The 17,805-nt window shown below is 75.1% G+C and carries 16 protein-coding genes; 8 read left to right on the top strand and 8 right to left on the bottom strand.

Features of this window, described 5'->3' with window-relative positions; genetic code table 11:
• Window positions 1-50 precede the first annotated feature (50 nt).
• The gene (locus CCE01nite_RS15370) at window positions 51-332 is read right to left on the bottom strand and encodes an Lrp/AsnC family transcriptional regulator (protein ID WP_034633821.1); all 282 of its coding nucleotides are present in this window, start codon (window positions 330-332) and stop codon (window positions 51-53) included.
• A gap of 7 nt (window positions 333-339) precedes the next feature.
• On the bottom strand, window positions 340-2,238 hold the full coding sequence (locus CCE01nite_RS15365; protein WP_084142891.1) for a DEDD exonuclease domain-containing protein: 1,899 nt from the start codon (window positions 2,236-2,238) through the stop codon (window positions 340-342).
• 77 nt (window positions 2,239-2,315) lie between these two features.
• Here CCE01nite_RS15365 and CCE01nite_RS15360 point away from each other — a divergent pair, with 77 nt between their 5' ends.
• Together CCE01nite_RS15360 and CCE01nite_RS21415 are read left to right on the top strand one after the other, a co-directional pair.
• Window positions 2,316-3,725 carry an NYN domain-containing protein gene (locus CCE01nite_RS15360; RefSeq protein WP_141372655.1) on the top strand — a complete coding sequence of 470 codons (1,410 nt, stop codon included), beginning with the start codon at window positions 2,316-2,318 and terminating at the stop codon, window positions 3,723-3,725.
• Window positions 3,726-3,858: 133 nt separating this feature from the next.
• On the top strand, window positions 3,859-4,035 hold the full coding sequence (locus tag CCE01nite_RS21415) for a hypothetical protein (protein ID WP_169744046.1): 177 nt from the start codon (window positions 3,859-3,861) through the stop codon (window positions 4,033-4,035).
• Between the two features lie 82 nt (window positions 4,036-4,117).
• On the opposite strand, the gene CCE01nite_RS15355 is transcribed toward CCE01nite_RS21415, so the two are convergent.
• A complete protein-coding gene (locus CCE01nite_RS15355; protein WP_034633336.1) occupies window positions 4,118-5,929 on the bottom strand; it encodes an AMP-dependent synthetase/ligase in 1,812 nt (603 codons plus the stop codon).
• 324 nt (window positions 5,930-6,253) lie between these two features.
• Between CCE01nite_RS15355 and CCE01nite_RS15350 the strand changes: the two genes are divergently transcribed.
• Entirely contained in the window at window positions 6,254-7,198 is a 945-nt protein-coding gene (locus tag CCE01nite_RS15350; protein WP_034633337.1) for an ROK family glucokinase, read from the top strand.
• 69 nt (window positions 7,199-7,267) lie between these two features.
• On the opposite strand, the gene CCE01nite_RS15345 is transcribed toward CCE01nite_RS15350, so the two are convergent.
• A complete protein-coding gene (locus tag CCE01nite_RS15345) occupies window positions 7,268-7,900 on the bottom strand; it encodes a hypothetical protein (RefSeq protein WP_052104355.1) in 633 nt (210 codons plus the stop codon).
• Between the two features lie 76 nt (window positions 7,901-7,976).
• On the opposite strand from CCE01nite_RS15345, the gene CCE01nite_RS15340 reads away from it, so the two are divergent.
• The 3 genes from CCE01nite_RS15340 to CCE01nite_RS15330 all read left to right on the top strand — a co-directional run bounded on the left by CCE01nite_RS15340 (window position 7,977) and on the right by CCE01nite_RS15330 (window position 11,489).
• Window positions 7,977-8,774, top strand: a complete 798-nt coding sequence (locus CCE01nite_RS15340) for a lysophospholipid acyltransferase family protein (protein ID WP_246056598.1) — start codon at window positions 7,977-7,979, stop codon at window positions 8,772-8,774.
• A gap of 145 nt (window positions 8,775-8,919) precedes the next feature.
• Complete coding sequence (locus tag CCE01nite_RS15335; protein WP_034633341.1) at window positions 8,920-10,140, top strand: pyrophosphate--fructose-6-phosphate 1-phosphotransferase; 1,221 nt, start codon at window positions 8,920-8,922, stop codon at window positions 10,138-10,140.
• The gene (locus tag CCE01nite_RS15330) at window positions 10,137-11,489 is read left to right on the top strand and encodes a class II 3-deoxy-7-phosphoheptulonate synthase (protein WP_034633343.1); all 1,353 of its coding nucleotides are present in this window, start codon (window positions 10,137-10,139) and stop codon (window positions 11,487-11,489) included. The genes CCE01nite_RS15335 and CCE01nite_RS15330 overlap by 4 nt, the downstream gene beginning before the upstream one ends.
• Before the next feature lie 85 nt (window positions 11,490-11,574).
• On the opposite strand, the gene pknB is transcribed toward CCE01nite_RS15330, so the two are convergent.
• Both pknB and CCE01nite_RS15320 read right to left on the bottom strand, forming a co-directional pair.
• Entirely contained in the window at window positions 11,575-13,596 is a 2,022-nt protein-coding gene (gene pknB / locus CCE01nite_RS15325; protein WP_034633344.1) for a Stk1 family PASTA domain-containing Ser/Thr kinase, read from the bottom strand.
• Window positions 13,597-13,644: 48 nt separating this feature from the next.
• Window positions 13,645-14,883: a LysM peptidoglycan-binding domain-containing protein gene (locus CCE01nite_RS15320; protein ID WP_084142873.1), complete on the bottom strand. Its 1,239-nt coding sequence runs from the start codon at window positions 14,881-14,883 to the stop codon at window positions 13,645-13,647.
• Between the two features lie 162 nt (window positions 14,884-15,045).
• Here CCE01nite_RS15320 and CCE01nite_RS15315 point away from each other — a divergent pair, with 162 nt between their 5' ends.
• Complete coding sequence (locus CCE01nite_RS15315; RefSeq protein ID WP_034633356.1) at window positions 15,046-15,465, top strand: Rv2175c family DNA-binding protein; 420 nt, start codon at window positions 15,046-15,048, stop codon at window positions 15,463-15,465.
• A gap of 28 nt (window positions 15,466-15,493) precedes the next feature.
• Here CCE01nite_RS15315 and CCE01nite_RS15310 read toward each other — a convergent pair whose 3' ends face one another.
• Window positions 15,494-16,612, bottom strand: coding sequence for a polyprenyl synthetase family protein (locus CCE01nite_RS15310; RefSeq protein ID WP_034633345.1), 1,119 nt, complete (start codon window positions 16,610-16,612; stop codon window positions 15,494-15,496).
• A 19-nt stretch (window positions 16,613-16,631) separates the two neighbouring features.
• Window positions 16,632-17,165, bottom strand: a complete 534-nt coding sequence (locus CCE01nite_RS15305; protein WP_246056596.1) for a hypothetical protein — start codon at window positions 17,163-17,165, stop codon at window positions 16,632-16,634.
• Between the two features lie 140 nt (window positions 17,166-17,305).
• Between CCE01nite_RS15305 and CCE01nite_RS15300 the strand changes: the two genes are divergently transcribed.
• Window positions 17,306-17,805 (top strand): DUF4192 family protein (locus tag CCE01nite_RS15300; protein WP_141372654.1); only part of this gene is annotated, 500 nt, incomplete at its 3' end.

The raw sequence follows: 17,805 nt of genomic DNA, 5'->3' as shown, positions 1-17,805 counted from the left end.
CCGGGCACCGCCGTGCCCGACGGAAGGCCCGGAGCCGTCGTCCCTCGGCGTCAGTCCTCGATGCCGAGGTCGAAGGCCTGCTCGAGGTCGTGCTTGGAGTAGGCGCGGAACGCGATGTACGTCTGCGTGCGCAGGACGCCCTCGACCTTGCTCACCTGGTCGGCGATGACGTCGGCGAGGGCCTCGTGCTCGCGCACCCGGACGAGCGCGATGAGGTCGACCTCGCCGGTGACCGAGTACACCTCGCTCACGCCGGGGACGTCGGCGATCGCCGCGGCGACCTCGGGGATGCGAGCGGCGTCGGTGTCGATGAGGACGATGGCGGTCAGCATCCCGCCATCATGCCGCGCCGGTGGACCCCGCGCCGAGGGTCTCGGGACCGGGGGGTGCCGCGAGCGCGGACGCCCCCGGGGCGCCGACCGCGGCCGCGGTCTCGAGGTCGTGCGCGAGGTAGGCCGCGACGCGCCCCGCGGTGCTCGCCGGGTCCGCGTACGCCTGCGCGCCGCCGACCGGGCACGTCCAGCCCTCGGGCGCGAGCACGAGCCGCACGCCGGGCTGGTCGAGCCAGGCCAGCACGAGGTCGGCCTCCTCGGGGTGGCACGCGGGCGCCGGTGCGGCGGGTGCGGCGACCTCCTCGCCGGACAGCCGCAGCGACTCGATGACCGGCCACGGGTCGACCCCGCGGGGCACCGTTGCGGTACCGGCGAGGCGCCCGTACCGGACGAGCACGACCTCCCAGCCGCCGGCGTCCGCCCGGCGCGCCGCCACGAGCTCGGGGCACCTCGCGAGCGGTGCGAGCCGCTGCGCGCGAGCGGCCCCGCGCAGGAACGCGGCGAGCCGGTCGCGGACGACGGCCGCCTCCTCGAACCGCTCCTGCGTGACGAGGCGACCGATGCGCGTCGCGTGGGCCCGGACGACCGGGGACGGGTCGCCGACCATCGCCGCGCGGACCGCCGCAGTGACGTCCGCGTACTGCTCGGGGGACGACCGGCCCGTGCACGGTGCCCCGCACCGGCCCATCTCGGCGAGCGCGCACGCGACCGCCCCGAGTGCGGCACGCAGCGGCAGGCGTCCGCTGCACTGGCGCACGGGGAACGTCTCGTGCAGCGCGTCGATCGCGGACTGGGCGGCCCCGCGCGAGGCGAAGGGCCCGATGTACGCGGGCTCGTGGCCGTCCGGGGCGGGGGAGGCGGGGGCGCGCACCTCGCGCACGACCGACAGCCGCGGGTACGGCTCGACGGTGAGGTGGACCCACGGCATGCGCTCGGGGAAGCGTGAGCGGCGGTTGTAGCGCGGGGAGTGCTCGGCGATGAGCCGGAGCTCGCGGACCCGGGCCTCGAGCGTCGTCGCGCACGGGACGGGGTGCACGCGCTCGGAGACGCGGACCATCTCGACCATGCGCGAGCGCTTCTCGGCCGCGGTGAAGTAGCTGCGCACGCGCGTGCGCAGCGACGTCGAGGTCCCGACGTACAGGATCTCCTCGCGCGGGCCCACGAACATGTAGACGCCGGGGCCGTCGGGGAGACCGTCGGCGAGGTGCCGCTTGCGTCGCACGTCCGACGGCACCGGGTCGGTCGCGGTCGCGAGGTCCTCGAGGTGCGTGATGCCGAGCGGGGCCAGACGGGCGAGGAGTGCGTGCAGCACGTCGACGGTCGCGCGCGCGTCGGACAGCGCGCGGTGGTTCGGCGTGACGGCCGCGCCGAAGAGCGCCGCGAGCGTGCTCAGCTTGTGGTTCGGTGCCTCGTCGCGGGTCACCACGCGGCGTGCGAGCCGCACCGTGTCGACCGTCTGGTGCCCCGGCCACGCGTGCCCGGTCTGCACGGCCGCCGCCTTGAGGAAGCCGACGTCGAACGGCGCGTTGTGCGCGACCAGCACGGTGCCGCGCGCGAACTCGAGGAAGCTCGGCAGGACCTCCTCGATGCGCGGGGCGCCGACGACCATCGACGTCGTGATGCCGGTGAGCACCGAGATGAACGCGGGGACCGGGCCGCCCGGGTCGACGAGCGTCTGGAACTCCCCGAGGACCTCGCCGCCCCGCACCTTCACGGCGCCGATCTCGGTGATCGCGCTCGTGCCGGGGACCGAGCCCGTCGTCTCGAGGTCGACGACGACGAACGTGACGTCCGACAGCGGTGTCCCGAGCTCGTCGAGCGTGAGCTGGACGGGCCGGCCCTGCAGCGGCGGCGCCAGGTCCACCCGGGTGACCCGGCGCGCGGCGGGGCGGTCGTGCTGCTGCATGGCGTGGACGCTAACCGCCGGGACCGACACGACCGGGCCCGACCGGCCGCAGGCGCGCCGGTGCCTAGGGTGGGCGCATGGCCGACGCACCGGGACAGCTGGGTCCTACGGTTCCCGACGCCGTGCGCGCCGTGCTCGTGCGGCTCGCCGCCGAGGTGCTCTCGACCGTCGAGCCCGCGGACGTCCCGGCGACGCTGCGCCAGGTCCAGCGGTTCGCGCCGCGCCGGCGGGCGTCGGCGGGCGCCCTCCCGCTGTGGTCCGCGCTCGAGGGCGACGCGGCGTTCCGGGCGCGGGTCGCCCGCGTGTGGGCGGGTGCTCGGCCGGACGTCGCGGCCCGGCTCGGCCGGGGCTCCTCGGCGGAGCAGGGCGACGACGGCGTGCCGGCGGAGGCGGGCTTCGCCGCGTCCTCGCCCGGCGCGGAGCCGCCGGCGCCTACCGGCGACGCGACCGGGGCGCACGTGGCCGCCGTGCCCCTCGACGTGGCGGTGGGGGCCTGGCTGCTGCGGCCGGCCGGCTGGGCCGACGTGGTCGCCGAGGCCGCGGAGGAGCTGGCCGCCGAGCCGGAAGGCGACGACCCCGGGGGCGCGCTCGCCGGTGCCCTCGATGCGCTGCGGCAGGCGGAGGACCGCGCGACCGTGCTGACCGCGCAGCTCGGGGAGGCGCGGGCGCGTGCCGAGCGGGCCGAGGAGGACGCCGCCACGCTCCGGAGGGAGCAGCGCAGGCTCCGCTCGGACGCCGACCGTGCCCGCAGTGAGGCCCGGCGTGTGGCCGCGGAGGCGGCGGACGTCCTGGCGCAGGCGACGGCCGCCCGTGCCGCGGCGGACGAGGCGCTCGAGACCGCGCACGCGCTGCGGCGGGCCGCAGGGGCCGAGCGGGCCCAGGTGCGTCAGGAGGCCCGCGTCGCGCGCGACCTCGCCGGGGTCCGCGTGCGGCTCCTGCTCGACACGCTGGTCGACGCCGGCCAGGGCCTGCGCGCCGAGCTCGCGCTGCCGCCCGTCGGCGACCGTCCCGCCGACCTCGTCGGCACGCCCGCTCCCGTGCCCGCCGAGCGTGCGACGTCCCGGGGGCGCGCGGCGAGCGACCCCGCGCTGCTCGACGACCTGCTGGCGCTGCCGCACGCGCACCTCGTGGTCGACGGCTACAACGTGTCGAAGGCGGCGTGGCCGAGCCTGAGCCTGGCCGAGCAGCGACGTCGGCTCGTCGACGCGCTCGCGAACGTCGCGGGCCGGACCGGCGCCGAGATCACGTGCTGCTTCGACGGGCAGGAGGGACCGCGGCCCTCGGGCGGCGGGGCGCGCGGCGTGCGCGTGCTGTTCTCGGTCGGGGAGATCGCCGACGACCTGATCCGCCGGCTCGTCGGCGCGGAGCCGCGCGGCCGGGTCGTCGTCGTGGTGACGAGCGACCGGCAGGTGGCCGACGACGTCGAGGCGGCGGGGGCGCGCGTCGTGCCGTCCGCGACGCTCGTCGCTCGGGTGGCCCGGCTCTGAGCTGGCGGTGACACCGCGAGGTGACACCGCGCGACGGGGACCGGCCGGCTGGGGCTGCACCGGTGCGGTCGGCGGCGACCCGCTGTGGACGGTGGCGGACGCCGTGTCGGCGTGCGCGGCTAGCGTCCGCCGCATGCTGATCGACTGCGAGGCCTGCACGGTGCGCCCGGCGGCGTGCTCCGACTGCGTGGTGACGTTCCTGACGGTCCCGGTGCGCACCGTGGACCTCGTCGAGGAGGAGCGCACCGCGCTCGACGTCCTCGCGGCGTCCGGCCTCGTGCCGCCGCTGCGCCTGCGCCACGCCGGGTAGGCCGGGGTGGCCGGACCGGCGAGAGCCGCCCGCCGGCGGACCTCGCGCGCACGCCGGGCGGACCCGGCGTGCGCGCGACGTCTCACTCCGCGGGGGCCGAGTCGTACAGCGCGTCGATCTCCGCGGCGAAGTCCTTGATGACCTGGGCCCGGCGCACGCTGAGCTTGGGCGTGAGGTACCCGTTGGCGATCGTCAGGTCGGTGTCGAGGATGCGGTACTTGCGGATGGACTCGGCGCGCGAGACGGCCCGGTTGGCGCGCTCGACGGCCTTCTCGATCGAGGCCAGCACGTCCGGGTCCTGCGCGGCCTCGGCGACGGTCATCTCCTTGTGCCCGTGCGCGCTGAGCCAGCCCGGGAGCGCCTCGGCGTCGAGCGTCACGAGGGCGCCGATGAACGGGCGCGCGTCGCCCACGACGACGACCTGGCTCACGAGGGCGTGGCTGCGGAGCCGGTCCTCGAGCACCGCGGGGGCGACGTTCTTGCCGCCCGCCGTCACGATGATCTCCTTCTTCCGGCCCGTGATCCGCAGGAAGCCGTCGTCGTCGAGCGACCCGAGGTCACCGGTCCGGAACCAGCCGTCGTGGAACGCCTCGGCCGTCGCGGCGTCGTTGTTGTGGTACCCGGCGAAGACGTGCGGGCCCTTCACCTCGATCTCGCCGTCCTCCTGGATCCGGATGCCGCAGCCCGGCAGCGGGGGACCGACCGTGCCGATCTTGGTCCGGCCCGGCATGTTGACGGTCGCCGGGGCGGTCGTCTCGGTCAGGCCGTAGCCCTCGAGCACGCGGAACCCGATGCCCCGGTAGAAGTGCCCGAGGCGCTCACCGAGCGGCGCGCCGCCCGAGATCGCCCACTCGCACCGCCCGCCGAGCGCGTGCCGGAGCTTCTTGTAGACGAGCACGTCCGCGACCTTGTGCTGGAGCGTGAGGCCCAGCCCGGGGCCGCCGGCCGTCTCGGTCGCACGGGAGTACGCGATCGACGTGGCCGCGGCCCAGCGGAACACCTTGAGCTTGCCGCCCGCAGCCGCCTTCTGCTCCGAGGAGTTGTAGACCTTCTCGAAGACGCGGGGGACCGAGAGGATGAAGGTCGGCTGGAACGACGCGAGGTCCGCGAGCAGGTTCTTCGTGTCCGGCGTGTGGCCGAGCACCGCGCCCGCGGGGATGCACAGCACCTCGACGAACCGCGCGAAGACGTGCGCGAGCGGCATGAACAGCAGCGTGCGGGCGCCGGGCGTCGAGACGACCTCGTCGAGCCCCTCGACCGCGTTGCGCGTCAGCACGCTGAAGTTCCCGTGCGTCAGCCGCGCACCCTTGGGGCGGCCGGTCGTCCCGGACGTGTAGATGATCGTCGCGACGTCGTCGAGGTCGGCGAGCGCGCGGCGGCGGACGATCTCGGCGTCGTCGGTGCCCGTCCCGCCCGCGACGAGCGTCTCGACGGCACCGTCGTCGAGGACGAGCACCTCGCGCAGGTTCGGCGCGTCCGCGCGGACCTCGGCGACGGTCGCGGCGTGGTCGGCCGACTCGACGACGAGCAGCGAGACGTCCGCGTCGGTGAGGATCCACAGGACCTGCTCGGCGGACGACGTCTCGTAGACGGGCACGGGCACCGCACCCGCGGCCCACGTCGCCCAGTCGAGCAGCGTCCACTCGTACCGCGTCCGCGACATGATGCCGACGCGGTCGCCGGGCTGGACGCCGCGCGCGACGAGACCCTTGGCGAGCGCGACGACCTCGGCGTCGAACGCGCGTGCCGTCAGCGGGATCCACGGGCCGTCGCCGGGGGACTTGATCTCGATCAGCGGGCGGTCGGGCGTCGCCGCGACCCGCGCCGCGAGCAGGTCGTTGAGGTTCTCGTCGGGCCTGGCCTCGACGAGCGCGGGAGTGTGGATCTCGTCCATGCTGGCTCCAGTGACAGTAGGGCGACGGGGGTTCGTCGCACGATACCGGGACTTTGGTACTGACCGGTCACATTCGCGCTGGCTAGGGTCGTGCCCGTGTGCGCCGCGCCGCACGGGTCCTCGGACCTCACCCGGACGGGGCGCCGACGGCGGGACGGGTGCGGGTCACCCGTGCCGGGCGCGCTAGCGTGGGCTCGCACCCGTGCGCCCGGTACGGCACGGTTGTCGCGCAGCAGCCGGCGCGCTGCCGCAGGCGTCCGTCGGGCGCCCCGCGCAGGCCGGCGCACAGTTCGGCGGACGACGATCCCAGGAGCAAGGACGGACATGCACGCGATCGGTGTGGACATCGGCGGGACCAAGATCGCGGCCGGCGTGGTCGACGAGGACGGCACGATCCTGGCCCAGACCCGCCGGGCCACGCAGCCCGACGACGCCGGGAGCATCGACCGCGCGATCGCCGAGATCTACGCCGAGCTGTCCGAGTCCTACGAGGTGGGCGCCATCGGCCTCGCGGCCGCCGGCTTCGTCGCCTCCGACCGGTCCGGGGTGCTGTTCGCGCCGAACCTCGCGTGGCGCAACTACCCGCTGCGCGACCGCGTGGCGGAGCTCGTCGGGCCCGACGTGCGCATCGTCGTCGAGAACGACGCGAACGCTGCCGGCTGGGCCGAGTTCCGGTTCGGGGTCGGCCGCGACGTCGACGACATGCTCATGCTCACGGTCGGCACGGGCCTCGGCGGGGCCATCATGATCGGCGGGCAGCTCGTCCGCGGCGCGTGGGGCGTGGCTGCCGAGGTCGGGCACATGCGCGTCGTCCCGGGCGGGCACTACTGCGGCTGCGGCCACGAGGGGTGCTGGGAGCAGTACGCGTCCGGCAGCGCGCTCGTGCGCGACGCGCAGGCCGCCGTCATCACCCAGCCCGAGCGCGCCGTGCGCCTGCTCGAGCTCGCGGGCGGCGACGCCGAGAAGCTCATCGGCCCGCACGTGACCGACGCCGCCCAGGAGGGCGACCCGCTCGCCGTCGAGCTGTTCACCGAGCTCGGCCGGTGGATCGGGGAGGGCTCGGCGTCGGTCGCCGCCCTGCTCGACCCCGAGCTCATCGTGGTCGGCGGTGGCGTCGGCGCGGCGGGCGACCTGCTCCTCGCGCCCGCACGCCAGGCGTTCGGCGAGCAGCTGTCCGCGCGCGGCTACCGCCCCGAGGCGCGCATCGAGCTCGCGGCGATGGGCAACGACGCCGGGATCGTCGGCGCCGCGGACCTCGCCCGCTTCTGACACCGCCCCGCTCCTGACACCGGCGCGCGGGGGTCGCGAGGCCCCTGCGCGCCGGACGGGCCGCGTCGGTCAGACGACGGCGCCCGTGTCGTCGTCCGCGTCGTCGCGCCGGTGCGGCATCCGCCAGAGCAGCGCCGCGACGCCGAGCACGAACACGACCGCGGCCGCCTGGATGAGCGCCGCGGGCGCCGAAGGCCACGCGACGACGACGACGAGCAGCAGCACCGGCATCCCGCCCGCCGCGAACCACGCCATCGTCAGCAGCGGGTCGCCGCCCAGCACCGGGCCGGGGTCGGGCGCGACGAAGTGCTCCTCGGCCTCGTCCGCCGCGTCGGCCGCGTCCATCTGGGTGGTGCCGTCCCACGACCGTCCGGTGAGCTCGGGCGGTGCCGGCCGCTCGCGCTCCGCGTCGTCGGCCGCCGGACGGATGACGCGGGGGTCCGGGACCCCCGGGGCGACGGGGTAGGTTACGGCGGGACCCGTGGTCGCCCCGGTCGTGCTCGTGGGACCGGACGTGCCGCCCACCGGGTCGTTCCCGCCGGTCAGGTCGGCGACGATCGCCGCCCAGCGCTCGTCGTCGGTGGGTTCGCGGGGCTCGTCCGGGACGGGCTCCGGTGCGGCGGGACCGGTGCCCTCCGCGGTGCCGGGAACGGTCCCGGGCTCGGGGACGGCGTCGTCGGGGTCGTCCGGGCGTGCGGCCATGAGAGCACTCTAGAGTCGGACATGCGGTGCGGGCCGCGCGGGACATCCCCGGGTGGCGTGGTCGAGAGGTGGCAGCTTGTTCTACTGGTTGATGAAGCGGGTCATGGTGGGTCCGCTCCTGCACCTCGTGTTCCGTCCCTGGGTCCGCGGTGCGGAGAACGTGCCGAGCGAGGGCGCCGCGATCCTCGCGAGCAACCACCTCGCGGTGATCGACTCGTTCGTGCTGCCGCTCGTGCTCGACCGCGAGATCGTGTTCATCGGGAAGTCCGAGTACTTCACCGGGACGGGCGTCAAGGGTCGCCTCAAGGCCGGCTTCTTCCGGGGCGTCGGCACCATCCCCGTCGACCGCTCGGGCGGCAAGGCGAGCGAGGCCGCGCTGCGGACCGGGCTGAACCGGCTGCGCGACGGCGGGCTGTTCGGCATCTACCCCGAGGGCACCCGCAGCCCCGACGGCCGGCTCTACCGCGGCAAGACGGGCGTCGCGCGCCTCGCGCTCGAGTCCGGGGCTCCGGTCGTCCCCGTCGTCATGGTGGGCACCGACGTCGCGCAGCCGCTCGGGCGCGTGATCCCCAAGCCGGTGCGCCTCGGCGTCGTGATCGGTGAGCCCCTCGACTTCAGCCGGTACCGCGGCATGGAGAACGACCGGTTCATCCTGCGCTCGGTCACCGACGAGATCATGTACGCGCTCATGAGCCTGTCCGGCCAGGAGTACGTCGACGTCTACGCGGCGACGCAGAAGGCCCGCATCGCGACCGGTCACCCCGCGGCGGCGCCCGTCGCGGACGCGGGCCCGACGGCTCCGGGTGGCCGCCCCGCACCTGACGTCCAGGTGCCGGGACCGCCCGAGGGCGACGCGGGTCCGTCAGTAGGATGAGCCGGTCGCCGTCCGGGTCTCCCGACGACGGCGCCGCTCCACCAGACCTGTTGTCACGAACCCGGACCTTGGGCCCGACGACGGGCCACCGGGACGCCCCACCCTGTGGGCGCCAGCTGTGCAGAAACAACGAGAGGTGTGTCTCATGTCGGTTCGTCGCGTCGCGCTCCTGACCGCAGGCGGCTTCGCCCCGTGCCTGTCCTCGGCCGTCGGTGGGCTCATCGAGCGGTACACCGAGATCGCGCCCGAGATCGAGATCATCGCCTACCAGCACGGCTACCACGGGCTCCTGCGGGGCGACAAGATCGTCGTCGACGCCGAGGCCCGCGCGAAGGCCGGCCTCCTGCACCGCTTCGGCGGCTCCCCGATCGGCAACTCGCGCGTCAAGCTCACGAACGCGGCGGACTGCGTCAAGCGCGGGCTGGTCCAGGAGGGCCAGAACCCGCTGCACGTCGCGGCCGAGCAGCTCAAGGCCGACGGCGTCGACGTCCTGCACACCATCGGCGGGGACGACACCAACACGACTGCGGCGGACCTCGCGGCGTTCCTCGAGGAGAACGGCTACCACCTCACGGTCGTCGGCCTCCCGAAGACGATCGACAACGACGTCGTCCCGATCAAGCAGTCGCTCGGCGCGTGGACCGCGGCCGAGGAGGCCGCCGGGTTCGCGGCGAACGTGATCGGCGAGCACCGCTCGGGCCCCCGTATGCTCATCGTGCACGAGGTCATGGGGCGGCACTGCGGCTGGCTCACGGCGGCGGCGGCGGCGGAGTACCGCAGGTGGCTCGACGCCCAGGAGTGGGTCCCGAGCCTCGGCCTGACGCGCGAGCGCTGGGACATCCACGCGGTCTTCCTGCCCGAGCTCGCGCTGGACATCGACGCCGAGGCCGCGCGTCTCAAGACGATCATGGACGAGCAGGGCAACGTCAACATCTTCTTGTCCGAGGGCGCGGGCATGCACGAGATCGTCGAGCAGCTCGAGGCGTCGGGCGCCGAGGTCCCGCGCGACCCGTTCGGCCACGTCAAGCTCGACACGATCAACCCGGGCCAGTGGTTCGCGAAGCAGTTCGCGGAGAAGCTCGGCGCCGAGAAGGTCATGGTCCAGAAGTCGGGCTACTACTCGCGCGCCGCCGCGGCGAACGCCGAGGACCTGCGCCTCATCAAGTCGATGACGGACTTCGCGGTCGAGGCCGCGCTCAAGGGCGACTCGGGCGTCATCGGCCACGACGAGGAGGACGGCGACCGCCTCAAGGCCATCGCGTTCCCCCGCATCGCGGGCGGCAAGGCGTTCGACGTGTCGCAGGAGTGGTTCGGTGCGCTGCTCGCCGACATCGGCCAGCCGCTCGTGGCCGGCGGGCACTCATGACCGTCGAGGCGGACCCGCAGGTCGTCGCGGGGCTCGACCACTGGCGCGAGCTCGTCGCGACCCAGCAGCCGCGCTGGCCCGACGCCGCCGACCTCGCCCGGGTCACGGACCGGCTGTCCGCCGTGCCGCCGCTCGTGTTCGCGGGGGAGTCCGACGCGCTGCGGGCCCAGCTCGCCGCCGCGGGCCGCGGTGAGGCGTTCCTGCTGCAGGGCGGCGACTGCGCCGAGACGTTCGCCGACGCGACCGCGGACAACATCCGCAACAAGATTAAGACGATCCTGCAGATGGCGGTCGTGCTGACGTACGGCGCGAGCCTGCCCGTGATCAAGATGGGGCGCATGGCAGGCCAGTACGCCAAGCCGCGCAGCTCGGACTCCGAGACGCGCGACGGGGTGACGCTGCCCGCGTTCCGCGGCGACATCATCAACGGGTACGAGTTCACGCCCGAGGCCCGTGTGCCGAACCCCGAGCGCCTGCTCGAGGCGTACCACACGTCGGCCTCGACGCTGAACCTCATCCGCGCGTTCACGACGGGCGGCTTCGCGTCGCTGCTGCGCGTGCACGAGTGGAACCGCGGCTTCACGGCGAACCCGGCGTACGCGCGCTACGAGGAGATCGCGGCGGAGATCGACCGCGCGATCCGCTTCATGGCGGCCTGCGGCGCGGACTTCGACGCGCTGCGCACGGTCGACTTCTACTCGAGCCACGAGGGTCTGCTGCTCGACTACGAGCGGCCGCTCACGCGGATCGACTCGCGCACGGGCCTGCCGTACGACTGCTCGGCGCACTTCCTGTGGGTCGGGGAGCGCACACGTCAGCTCGACGGCGCGCACGTCGACTACTTCTCGCGCGTGCAGAACCCGATCGGGGTGAAGCTCGGGCCCACGAGCACCGGGGACGACGCCCTCGCGCTCATGGACAAGCTCAACCCGACGGCCGAGCCGGGTCGGCTCACGTTCATCACGCGCATGGGCGCCGGCAAGATCCGGGACCTGCTCCCGGCGCTCGTCGAGAAGGTCGCGGCCGACGGTCGACCCGTCACCTGGGTGTGCGACCCGATGCACGGCAACGGCATCACCTCGGCCAGCGGGTACAAGACGCGCCGCTTCTCGGACGTCATGGACGAGGTCGCCGGGTTCTTCGAGGTGCACCGCGCGCTCGGCACGGTCCCGGGCGGCCTGCACATCGAGCTCACGGGCGACGACGTCACCGAGGTGCTCGGCGGGTCCGAGGAGATCGACGACGAGGGCCTCGGCCGGCGCTACGAGACGCTGGTCGACCCGCGCCTGAACCACCAGCAGTCGCTCGAGCTCGCGTTCCAGGTCGTGGAGCTGCTCCGCAAGGCGTGAGGTCCGGCCCCCGGCCGTGACGACGGCGCGTGACCCGACGGGTCACGCGCCGTTCTCGTGCGCGGGGTCAGAGGTGTCCGAGGTGTCAGACCACGGTGAGCGTGATCGTGCTGCCCTTCGGCACCTTCTCGCCCGCGGGGGTGCTCTGCGAGCGCACGGTGCCGAAGATCCCGCCGAGCACGTTCTCCCGCTTGACGGCGAACCCGAGCGCCTTGAGCGCGGCCTCCGCCTCGCCGAACTGCTTGCCCGTGAGGTCCGGGACGGCGATCGGCTCGGGGCCCTGCGAGACGGTGATCGTCACGGTGTCGGTCCGGTGCCCGGCGGTCCCGGCCTTGGGCTCCTGGGCGACGACCTTGCCGGCGGGCGCGGTGTCGGACCACGCGGGGACCGCCTCGGGCCGGAGCCCGGCGTCGGTGAGCTGTGCGGTGGCCTCGTCCTCGCTCGCGCCGACGACCGAGAAGATCGTCACGGGCGCGGGGCCGTCGGACAGCGTGAGGACGACGGGCGAGCCGCGCTCGATCTGCTGGTCGGGTTCGGCGGACGCCTCGAGGACCGAGCCGATCGGGGCGCTGTCGTCGTAGTGGTCCTCGCCCGGGGCGTACTCGGCGACGAGCCCGGCCGCGACGAGCGCAGCCTCCGCGTCCGCCTGCATCGCCCCGACGAGGCCCGCAGGCACGACGACGAGGTCGGGGCCCTTGGAGACGGAGAACGTCACGGCCCCGTCCTTGCGGATCCGCTCGCCGGCGGCGGGTTCGCTCGCGAACACCGCGCCGACCGGGGCGTCGCTGTCGAACTCGTCCACGGCCTCGCCGTCGAGCCCGTGCTCGACGAGCGTCGCGAGCGCCTCGTCGCGCGTGAGGCTCATGAGGTCGGGGACGCGCGTGTAGGCGCCGGGGCCGGAGGTCATGTACCACCACGCGCCCGCGCCGCCGAGGAGGACGAGCAGCGACGCGACGACGAGCCAGCGCCGCCGCCGACGCGGGCCGTGGTCGCCGCCCGTGCGGTCCTCGTCGGGCGCCGTGACCGCGGTGCTGCGCAGCCCGGTGCCGATCGGCAGCGCCACGGTGCGGCCGGCCTCGCTGACGTCGAGGCGCGTCGTCTCGTCCTCGAGGCGTGTCGAGTCGACAGCCAGGGCGGTGCCGGGGCCACCCGCGTCCGCGGCGAGGTCCTCGTCCTCCGCGGGCTGCGGGTCGGTCGCGCTCGGCAGCGTGATGGTCGGCGGGACGTCGGCGGCCCGGGCGAGCGTCGGGGCGTCGAGGCTCGCCCGCGTCCGGCGCAGCTGCGCGAGCGCCGCGGCCGCGTCCACCGGCCGGTCCTCGGGCTCGCGCGCGGCGAGCGCGGTGACGAGCTCGTCGACCTCGACGGGCAGCCAGCGCACGAGGTCGGACGGCGCCGGGATGTCGGAGTTGACGTGCTGGAACGCGACCTGGATCGGGGTCTCGCCCGTGAACGGCTGGCGCCCGGTGAGCATCTCGAACAGCAGGATCCCGGCGGCGTACACGTCGGTGCGCGCGTCGCTCGCGCCGCGGGTCACGAGCTCGGGGGCGAGGTACGCGACCGTGCCGAGCACCGTGCCCGTCGTCGTGGACGTCACCTCGGTCACCGCGCGCGCGAGCCCGAAGTCGGCGAGCTTGACGCGCCCGTCGACCGCGATCAGGACGTTCTCGGGCTTGATGTCCCGGTGGACGAGGCCGGTGCGGTGCGCGGCGCCCAGCGCGTCGAGCACGCGGTCGAGGATGCCGAGCGCGTCGCCGACGGTCAGCGCCCCGCGCTCGGCCAGGTGGCGGCGCAGATTCGTCCCGTCGACGTACTCCATCGTCAGGTAGCTGGTCTCGCCGTCGACGCCCTGGTCGAGCACGCCCACGAGGCCGGGGTGCGTCAGCCGGGCGGCGGCGCGGGCCTCCCGGCGGAACCTCGCGACGAAGTCAGAGCCGGCGCCGCCCTCGGCGAGGTGCGGGTGCATGACCTTGAGCGCGACGTCGCGGTCGAGCCGCCGGTCGACGGCGAGGTAGACGGTCGCCATGCCGCCGCGGGCGATCCGGGAGACGACCTCGTACCGCCCGTCGACCAGGCGGCCGACGAGCGGATCGGTGACGGTGGCTCCCACGCGGGTGAGTCTACGGTCGCCGGGACCTCACATCGTGGAGGCGGCGCCTCAGCGGAAGCGCGTCATGTGCGTCTGGATGTTGGCGACGTACCGGCGCGTGTCCGCGTACATGCCGTTGCGCTTCACCGACGACGCCCCCTGGTAGTACCCGGCGATCGCGGTCGGCAGGTCGGGGCTGGTCCGCACGAGGGAGCGCAGGATCGCGACGCCCGCGACGACGTTGTCGTCGGGGTCGAGCAGGTCGAGCCTGCGCCCGACGAGCTGGGACGCCCACTCCCCGGAGGACGGGATGACCTGCATCGTGCCGATGGCGTTCGCGGGGGACACGGACGTGTGGTTGAAGCCCGACTCCTGGAACGCGACGGCCTGCGCGAGCGCGGCGTCGACCCCCATCGAGCGCGCGGTCGCCGCGACCTTCGCCTGCATCTCGGCGCGGGACGGGACGCCGGCCGCGAGCAGCGTCGCCTTGTTCGCGTTGGCGGCGGCCACGACCGGGCTCGAGTACGTGCGGCCGGCGAAGGTGTTCCCGACGAGCTGCGCGGTCGGGGCGGCGGCGGGTGCCGCGGCGCCGGGGACGGTGAGCTTCTGGCCGATGCGGATGAACGCGCGCCGGTCGAGGCCGTTCGCGCCGACGATCGCCTGGACCGTGGTGCCGTAGCGCTTCGCGATGCTCGAGACCGTCTCGCCGGACGCGACGGTGTGCGTGCCCGCCGCCGCAGGGGCTGGCGCGGCGGGTGCGGCGGGCGCGGGCGCCGCCGGTCGAGCACCGGCACCGGGGATCGTGAGCGTCTGGCCCGCGCGGACGAACGCCCGGGCGTCGAGCCCGTTCGCGCTCACGACCGCGGCCACCGTCGTGCCGTAGCGCTTCGCGACGTGCGAGACGGTCTCGCCGCGCGCGACCGTGTGCGTCCCGGCCGGGGCGGCGGCGGGTGCGGGCGCCGCCGCGGGGGCCGCCGCCGCCGTCGCGCCCGTCGGGATGACGAGCCGCTGACCGATGCGGATGTGCGAGGCGTCGGCGAGGGAGTTGGCGCGGGCGAGCGCGGCGACCGTCGTGCCGGTGCGCGTCGCGATGTGGCTCACGGTGTCGCCGCTGCGGACGGTGTACTGCTCGTCGGCGTGCGCGGCGCTCGCCGACGCGGCGACCGCGGCGGCGGCCAGCACGAGCGTCGCACCGGTGCCGGTGCCCACGCGACGCACGAGCCGGGGGTCGATGCGCTGCGGGCGGGGCCGCGCGTCGACCGTGCGCGGGCGGGGCGCGGCGGACGGGGCGGTGGCGTGCTGCGTCATGTCGACCTCGTGTGGCAGATGTGATGGATGGTGCCTGTGTGACTCGTGTGACTTGACTGCGAACGTAACGCAGGGAATGCACCGGCGAAAGCGCCGTGCCGGAATTACGGCATTGTCATTCCCGCGCATCCGGGTGATCTCCGGGGTGCGTACCCTGTGGCGGTGACTGAATCCACACCACTCGACCAGATCGTCGGTTCCTGGCTCACGCTCCCGGACGTTGCGGAGCGCCTGGGCCTCGACGTGGGCAAGGTCCGCCGGCTGCTGCAGGAGGGCCGGCTCGCTGCGGTCCGCCGCGGCGACCCGCGGGTCCTGTCGGTCCCCGAGGCGTTCCTCGTGCCGAGCCACCTCGCCAACCCGTCCGCGCCGTCACGCGAGGCCACCGGACCGGACGCCCCGGAGTGGACGGTGCTCGCGGCGCTGCAGGGGACGTTCACGCTGCTGTCCGACGCGGGCTTCGACGACGAGGAGGCCGTCGCCTGGCTGTTCACGCACGACGACCTGCTCGGCGCGACACCCATCGAGGCGCTGCGCACGGGTCACAAGACCGCGGTGCGCCGGCAGGCCCAGGCGCTGCTCTGACGCCGGTGCGCGGCGCGGCCGGGCCGGTTCAGGCCCGGCGGTCGACCGCCGCGTGCGCGAGCCGCACGAGGTAGGTCCGCCCGGGCTCGTGCAGCGGGAGCCGGTCGAGCGTCGCGAACGCGTCGCCCGCGAGCTCGTCGATGAGCCGCTCGACGTCGCCCGGCGCACCCGTGCGGGCGATCGCGGCAGCCAGCGCGGCGACCCGCTCGTCCGACAGGTCGCGGACCCCGAGCTCGGCCCCGAGCCGGGCGACCGTCCCGTCGTCCCCGGACTCGAGCGCCCGCGCCATCGCGCGGGCGACGAGCACCGTCCGCTTGCCCTCGCGCAGGTCGTCGCCCGCGGGCTTGCCGGTCGCCGCCGGGTCGCCGAAGACCCCGAGCAGGTCGTCGCGGAGCTGGAACGCCTCGCCGAGGGGGAGCCCGACGGACCGGCACGCCGCGAGCGCGTCGTCGTCGGCCTCCGCGAGCGCGGCCCCCAGGACGATCGGGTGCTCGACGCTGTAGCGCGCGGACTTGGACCGGATGACCTCGCGTGCGCGCTGCTCGTCGGCGCGCGGGTCCTCGCCCCACGGGAGGGCCTGGGCCAGCACGTCGAGGTACTGACCGACCGTGACCTCGGTGCGCATGAGGTCGAACACGCCGCGCACGCGCGAGCGCAGCGCCGCCGGCTCGGGGTCGAGCGCCCGGGAGAACACGTGCTCGCTGCGCACGAGCGCGAGGTCCCCGAGCAGGATCGCGGACGACTCGCCGAAGCGCCGCGCGTCACCGGACCAGCCCGCGTCCTCGTGCAGCGACGCGAACGTGCGGTGCGCCGCCGGCAGCCCGCGCCGGGTGTCCGAGTCGTCCATCACGTCGTCGTGGAAGAGCGCGGCCGCCTGGAACAGCTCGAGCGCGGCGCCGACCTGGACGACGACCTGCTCGCGCGCCGTCCCCGGGACCCCGCCGTGCGCGCGCCAGGACCAGTAGCAGAACGCGGCGCGCAGCCGCTTTCCGCCGCTGAGCATCTGCTCGACGGCCCCGGCGAGCCGGTCGGCGTCGACGCTCGACGCTGCGAGGCTCGGCCGGAGGTCCTCGACGTGCAGGCGGAGCGCGGCGTCGACGCGGCTGCGGACGTCCTCGACGTCGACGAGGGAGGGAGAAGCGGTCACGCGGGCAGCCTAGGTGCGCTCACGAGGCGGTGCGCACCCGTCCGCCGAGCGTCAGCGTCCGTACCCCGTCGCGGTCGAGCACGCCGACGATGACGATCTCCTGGCCCTCGCTGCGGCTGAACGCCGCGTGCGCAGCGAGGCCCGGCTCGGCCGCCGTCCCGGCCGTCTCCGCGAAGCCGGCGGCCAGCACCGTCGCCCGGACGCCGTCGAGCAGCGCCGCGGCGTCCTGCGGGCTGCGCAGGTTGAGGCTGATCTCGCGCAGCCCGGCGGCGTCGGGCGGCTGGGCCGACGACACGAGGACCTCCGCGTCGGCCGGCACGGTCACGAGGTCGGTCGGGAAGCCCTCGACGACACGACCAACCGCGGAGCCGGTGTCGGGCCCGGCGGTGAGCAGCGGCTCGGTCGGGGACGGCTTCGACGCCGCGACGCTCGCCCCGGCGGTGGGGCTGGGTGCCGGGTCGGCCGCCGTCGTGCACCCCGCGAGCGCCCCGACCGCGACGAGGGTCGGCACGAGCGCGGTGCACGCACGTCGAGCGAGGGGAGGGCGGAGCACGCGCACACCGTAACCAACGTCGTCCGGCTGCGCGGACCCCGCACGCCGCGAGGCGACCACAGCGCCACGCTGTCGTCGGGCGGTCCACAGGCGCACCGGTGCGTCCCCCGGCGAAGGGCCGGGCCGGCTTGGGTACGGGGATGGACACGACCACGATCCGGGTCAGCGAGCCCCGGGAGATGCTCGCCTACCTTCCGCACCAGCTGGGGTTCCGGCCGCACGAGAGCGCCGTCGCGGTGAGCCTGCGGCCACCCCGCGGCCGCATCGGCCTCGTCGCCCGTGTCGACCTCGCCGACCTCGGCGACGTCGTCCACGGCCCGCAGGTCGCCCGCGGGCTCGTCGCGCACCTCGACGCGGACGGCGCCGAGCGGGCCGTGCTCGTCCTCTACACCGCGCACGACCCGCGTGCGCCCGGCCGTCCGCCCGGCGCCCGGGCCGCCGCCGAGCACTTCCGCGAGGCCGCGGCCGCGGGCCTGTCCGACGTCGCCGTCTGGGTGGTGACCGCCGACGGGTACCTCGCGCTCGACTGCGACGACCACGGCTGCTGCCCGCCCGGGGGACGGCCGCTGCGCGACCTCGAGTCCACCGCCGTCGGGGCGCAGCTCGTGCTCGCGGGCTCCGCGGTCGCCGACTGCCGGGC

Source organism: Cellulomonas cellasea (genome assembly GCF_006538745.1).
Classification (GTDB): Bacteria; Actinomycetota; Actinomycetes; order Actinomycetales; family Cellulomonadaceae; genus Cellulomonas_A; species Cellulomonas_A cellasea.
The sequence above is the reverse complement of the archived record's forward strand: the minus strand, read 5'-3'. Positions and strand labels throughout refer to the sequence as shown.

Excerpts from the sequence above, each read along its gene's own strand:
- CCE01nite_RS21415 (WP_169744046.1), top strand. The coding sequence starts at position 3,859 with ATGCTGATCGACTGCGAGGCCTGCACGGTGCGCCCGGCGGCGTGCTCC.
- CCE01nite_RS15365 (WP_084142891.1), bottom strand. The coding sequence starts at position 2,238 with ATGCAGCAGCACGACCGCCCCGCCGCGCGCCGGGTCACCCGGGTGGAC.
- CCE01nite_RS15320 (WP_084142873.1), bottom strand. The coding sequence starts at position 14,883 with ATGACGCAGCACGCCACCGCCCCGTCCGCCGCGCCCCGCCCGCGCACG.
- CCE01nite_RS15360 (WP_141372655.1), top strand. The coding sequence starts at position 2,316 with ATGGCCGACGCACCGGGACAGCTGGGTCCTACGGTTCCCGACGCCGTG.
- CCE01nite_RS15330 (WP_034633343.1), top strand. The coding sequence starts at position 10,137 with ATGACCGTCGAGGCGGACCCGCAGGTCGTCGCGGGGCTCGACCACTGG.
- CCE01nite_RS15345 (WP_052104355.1), bottom strand. The coding sequence starts at position 7,900 with ATGGCCGCACGCCCGGACGACCCCGACGACGCCGTCCCCGAGCCCGGG.
- CCE01nite_RS15370 (WP_034633821.1), bottom strand. The coding sequence starts at position 332 with ATGCTGACCGCCATCGTCCTCATCGACACCGACGCCGCTCGCATCCCC.
- CCE01nite_RS15355 (WP_034633336.1), bottom strand. The coding sequence starts at position 5,929 with ATGGACGAGATCCACACTCCCGCGCTCGTCGAGGCCAGGCCCGACGAG.
- CCE01nite_RS15350 (WP_034633337.1), top strand. The coding sequence starts at position 6,254 with ATGCACGCGATCGGTGTGGACATCGGCGGGACCAAGATCGCGGCCGGC.
- CCE01nite_RS15335 (WP_034633341.1), top strand. The coding sequence starts at position 8,920 with ATGTCGGTTCGTCGCGTCGCGCTCCTGACCGCAGGCGGCTTCGCCCCG.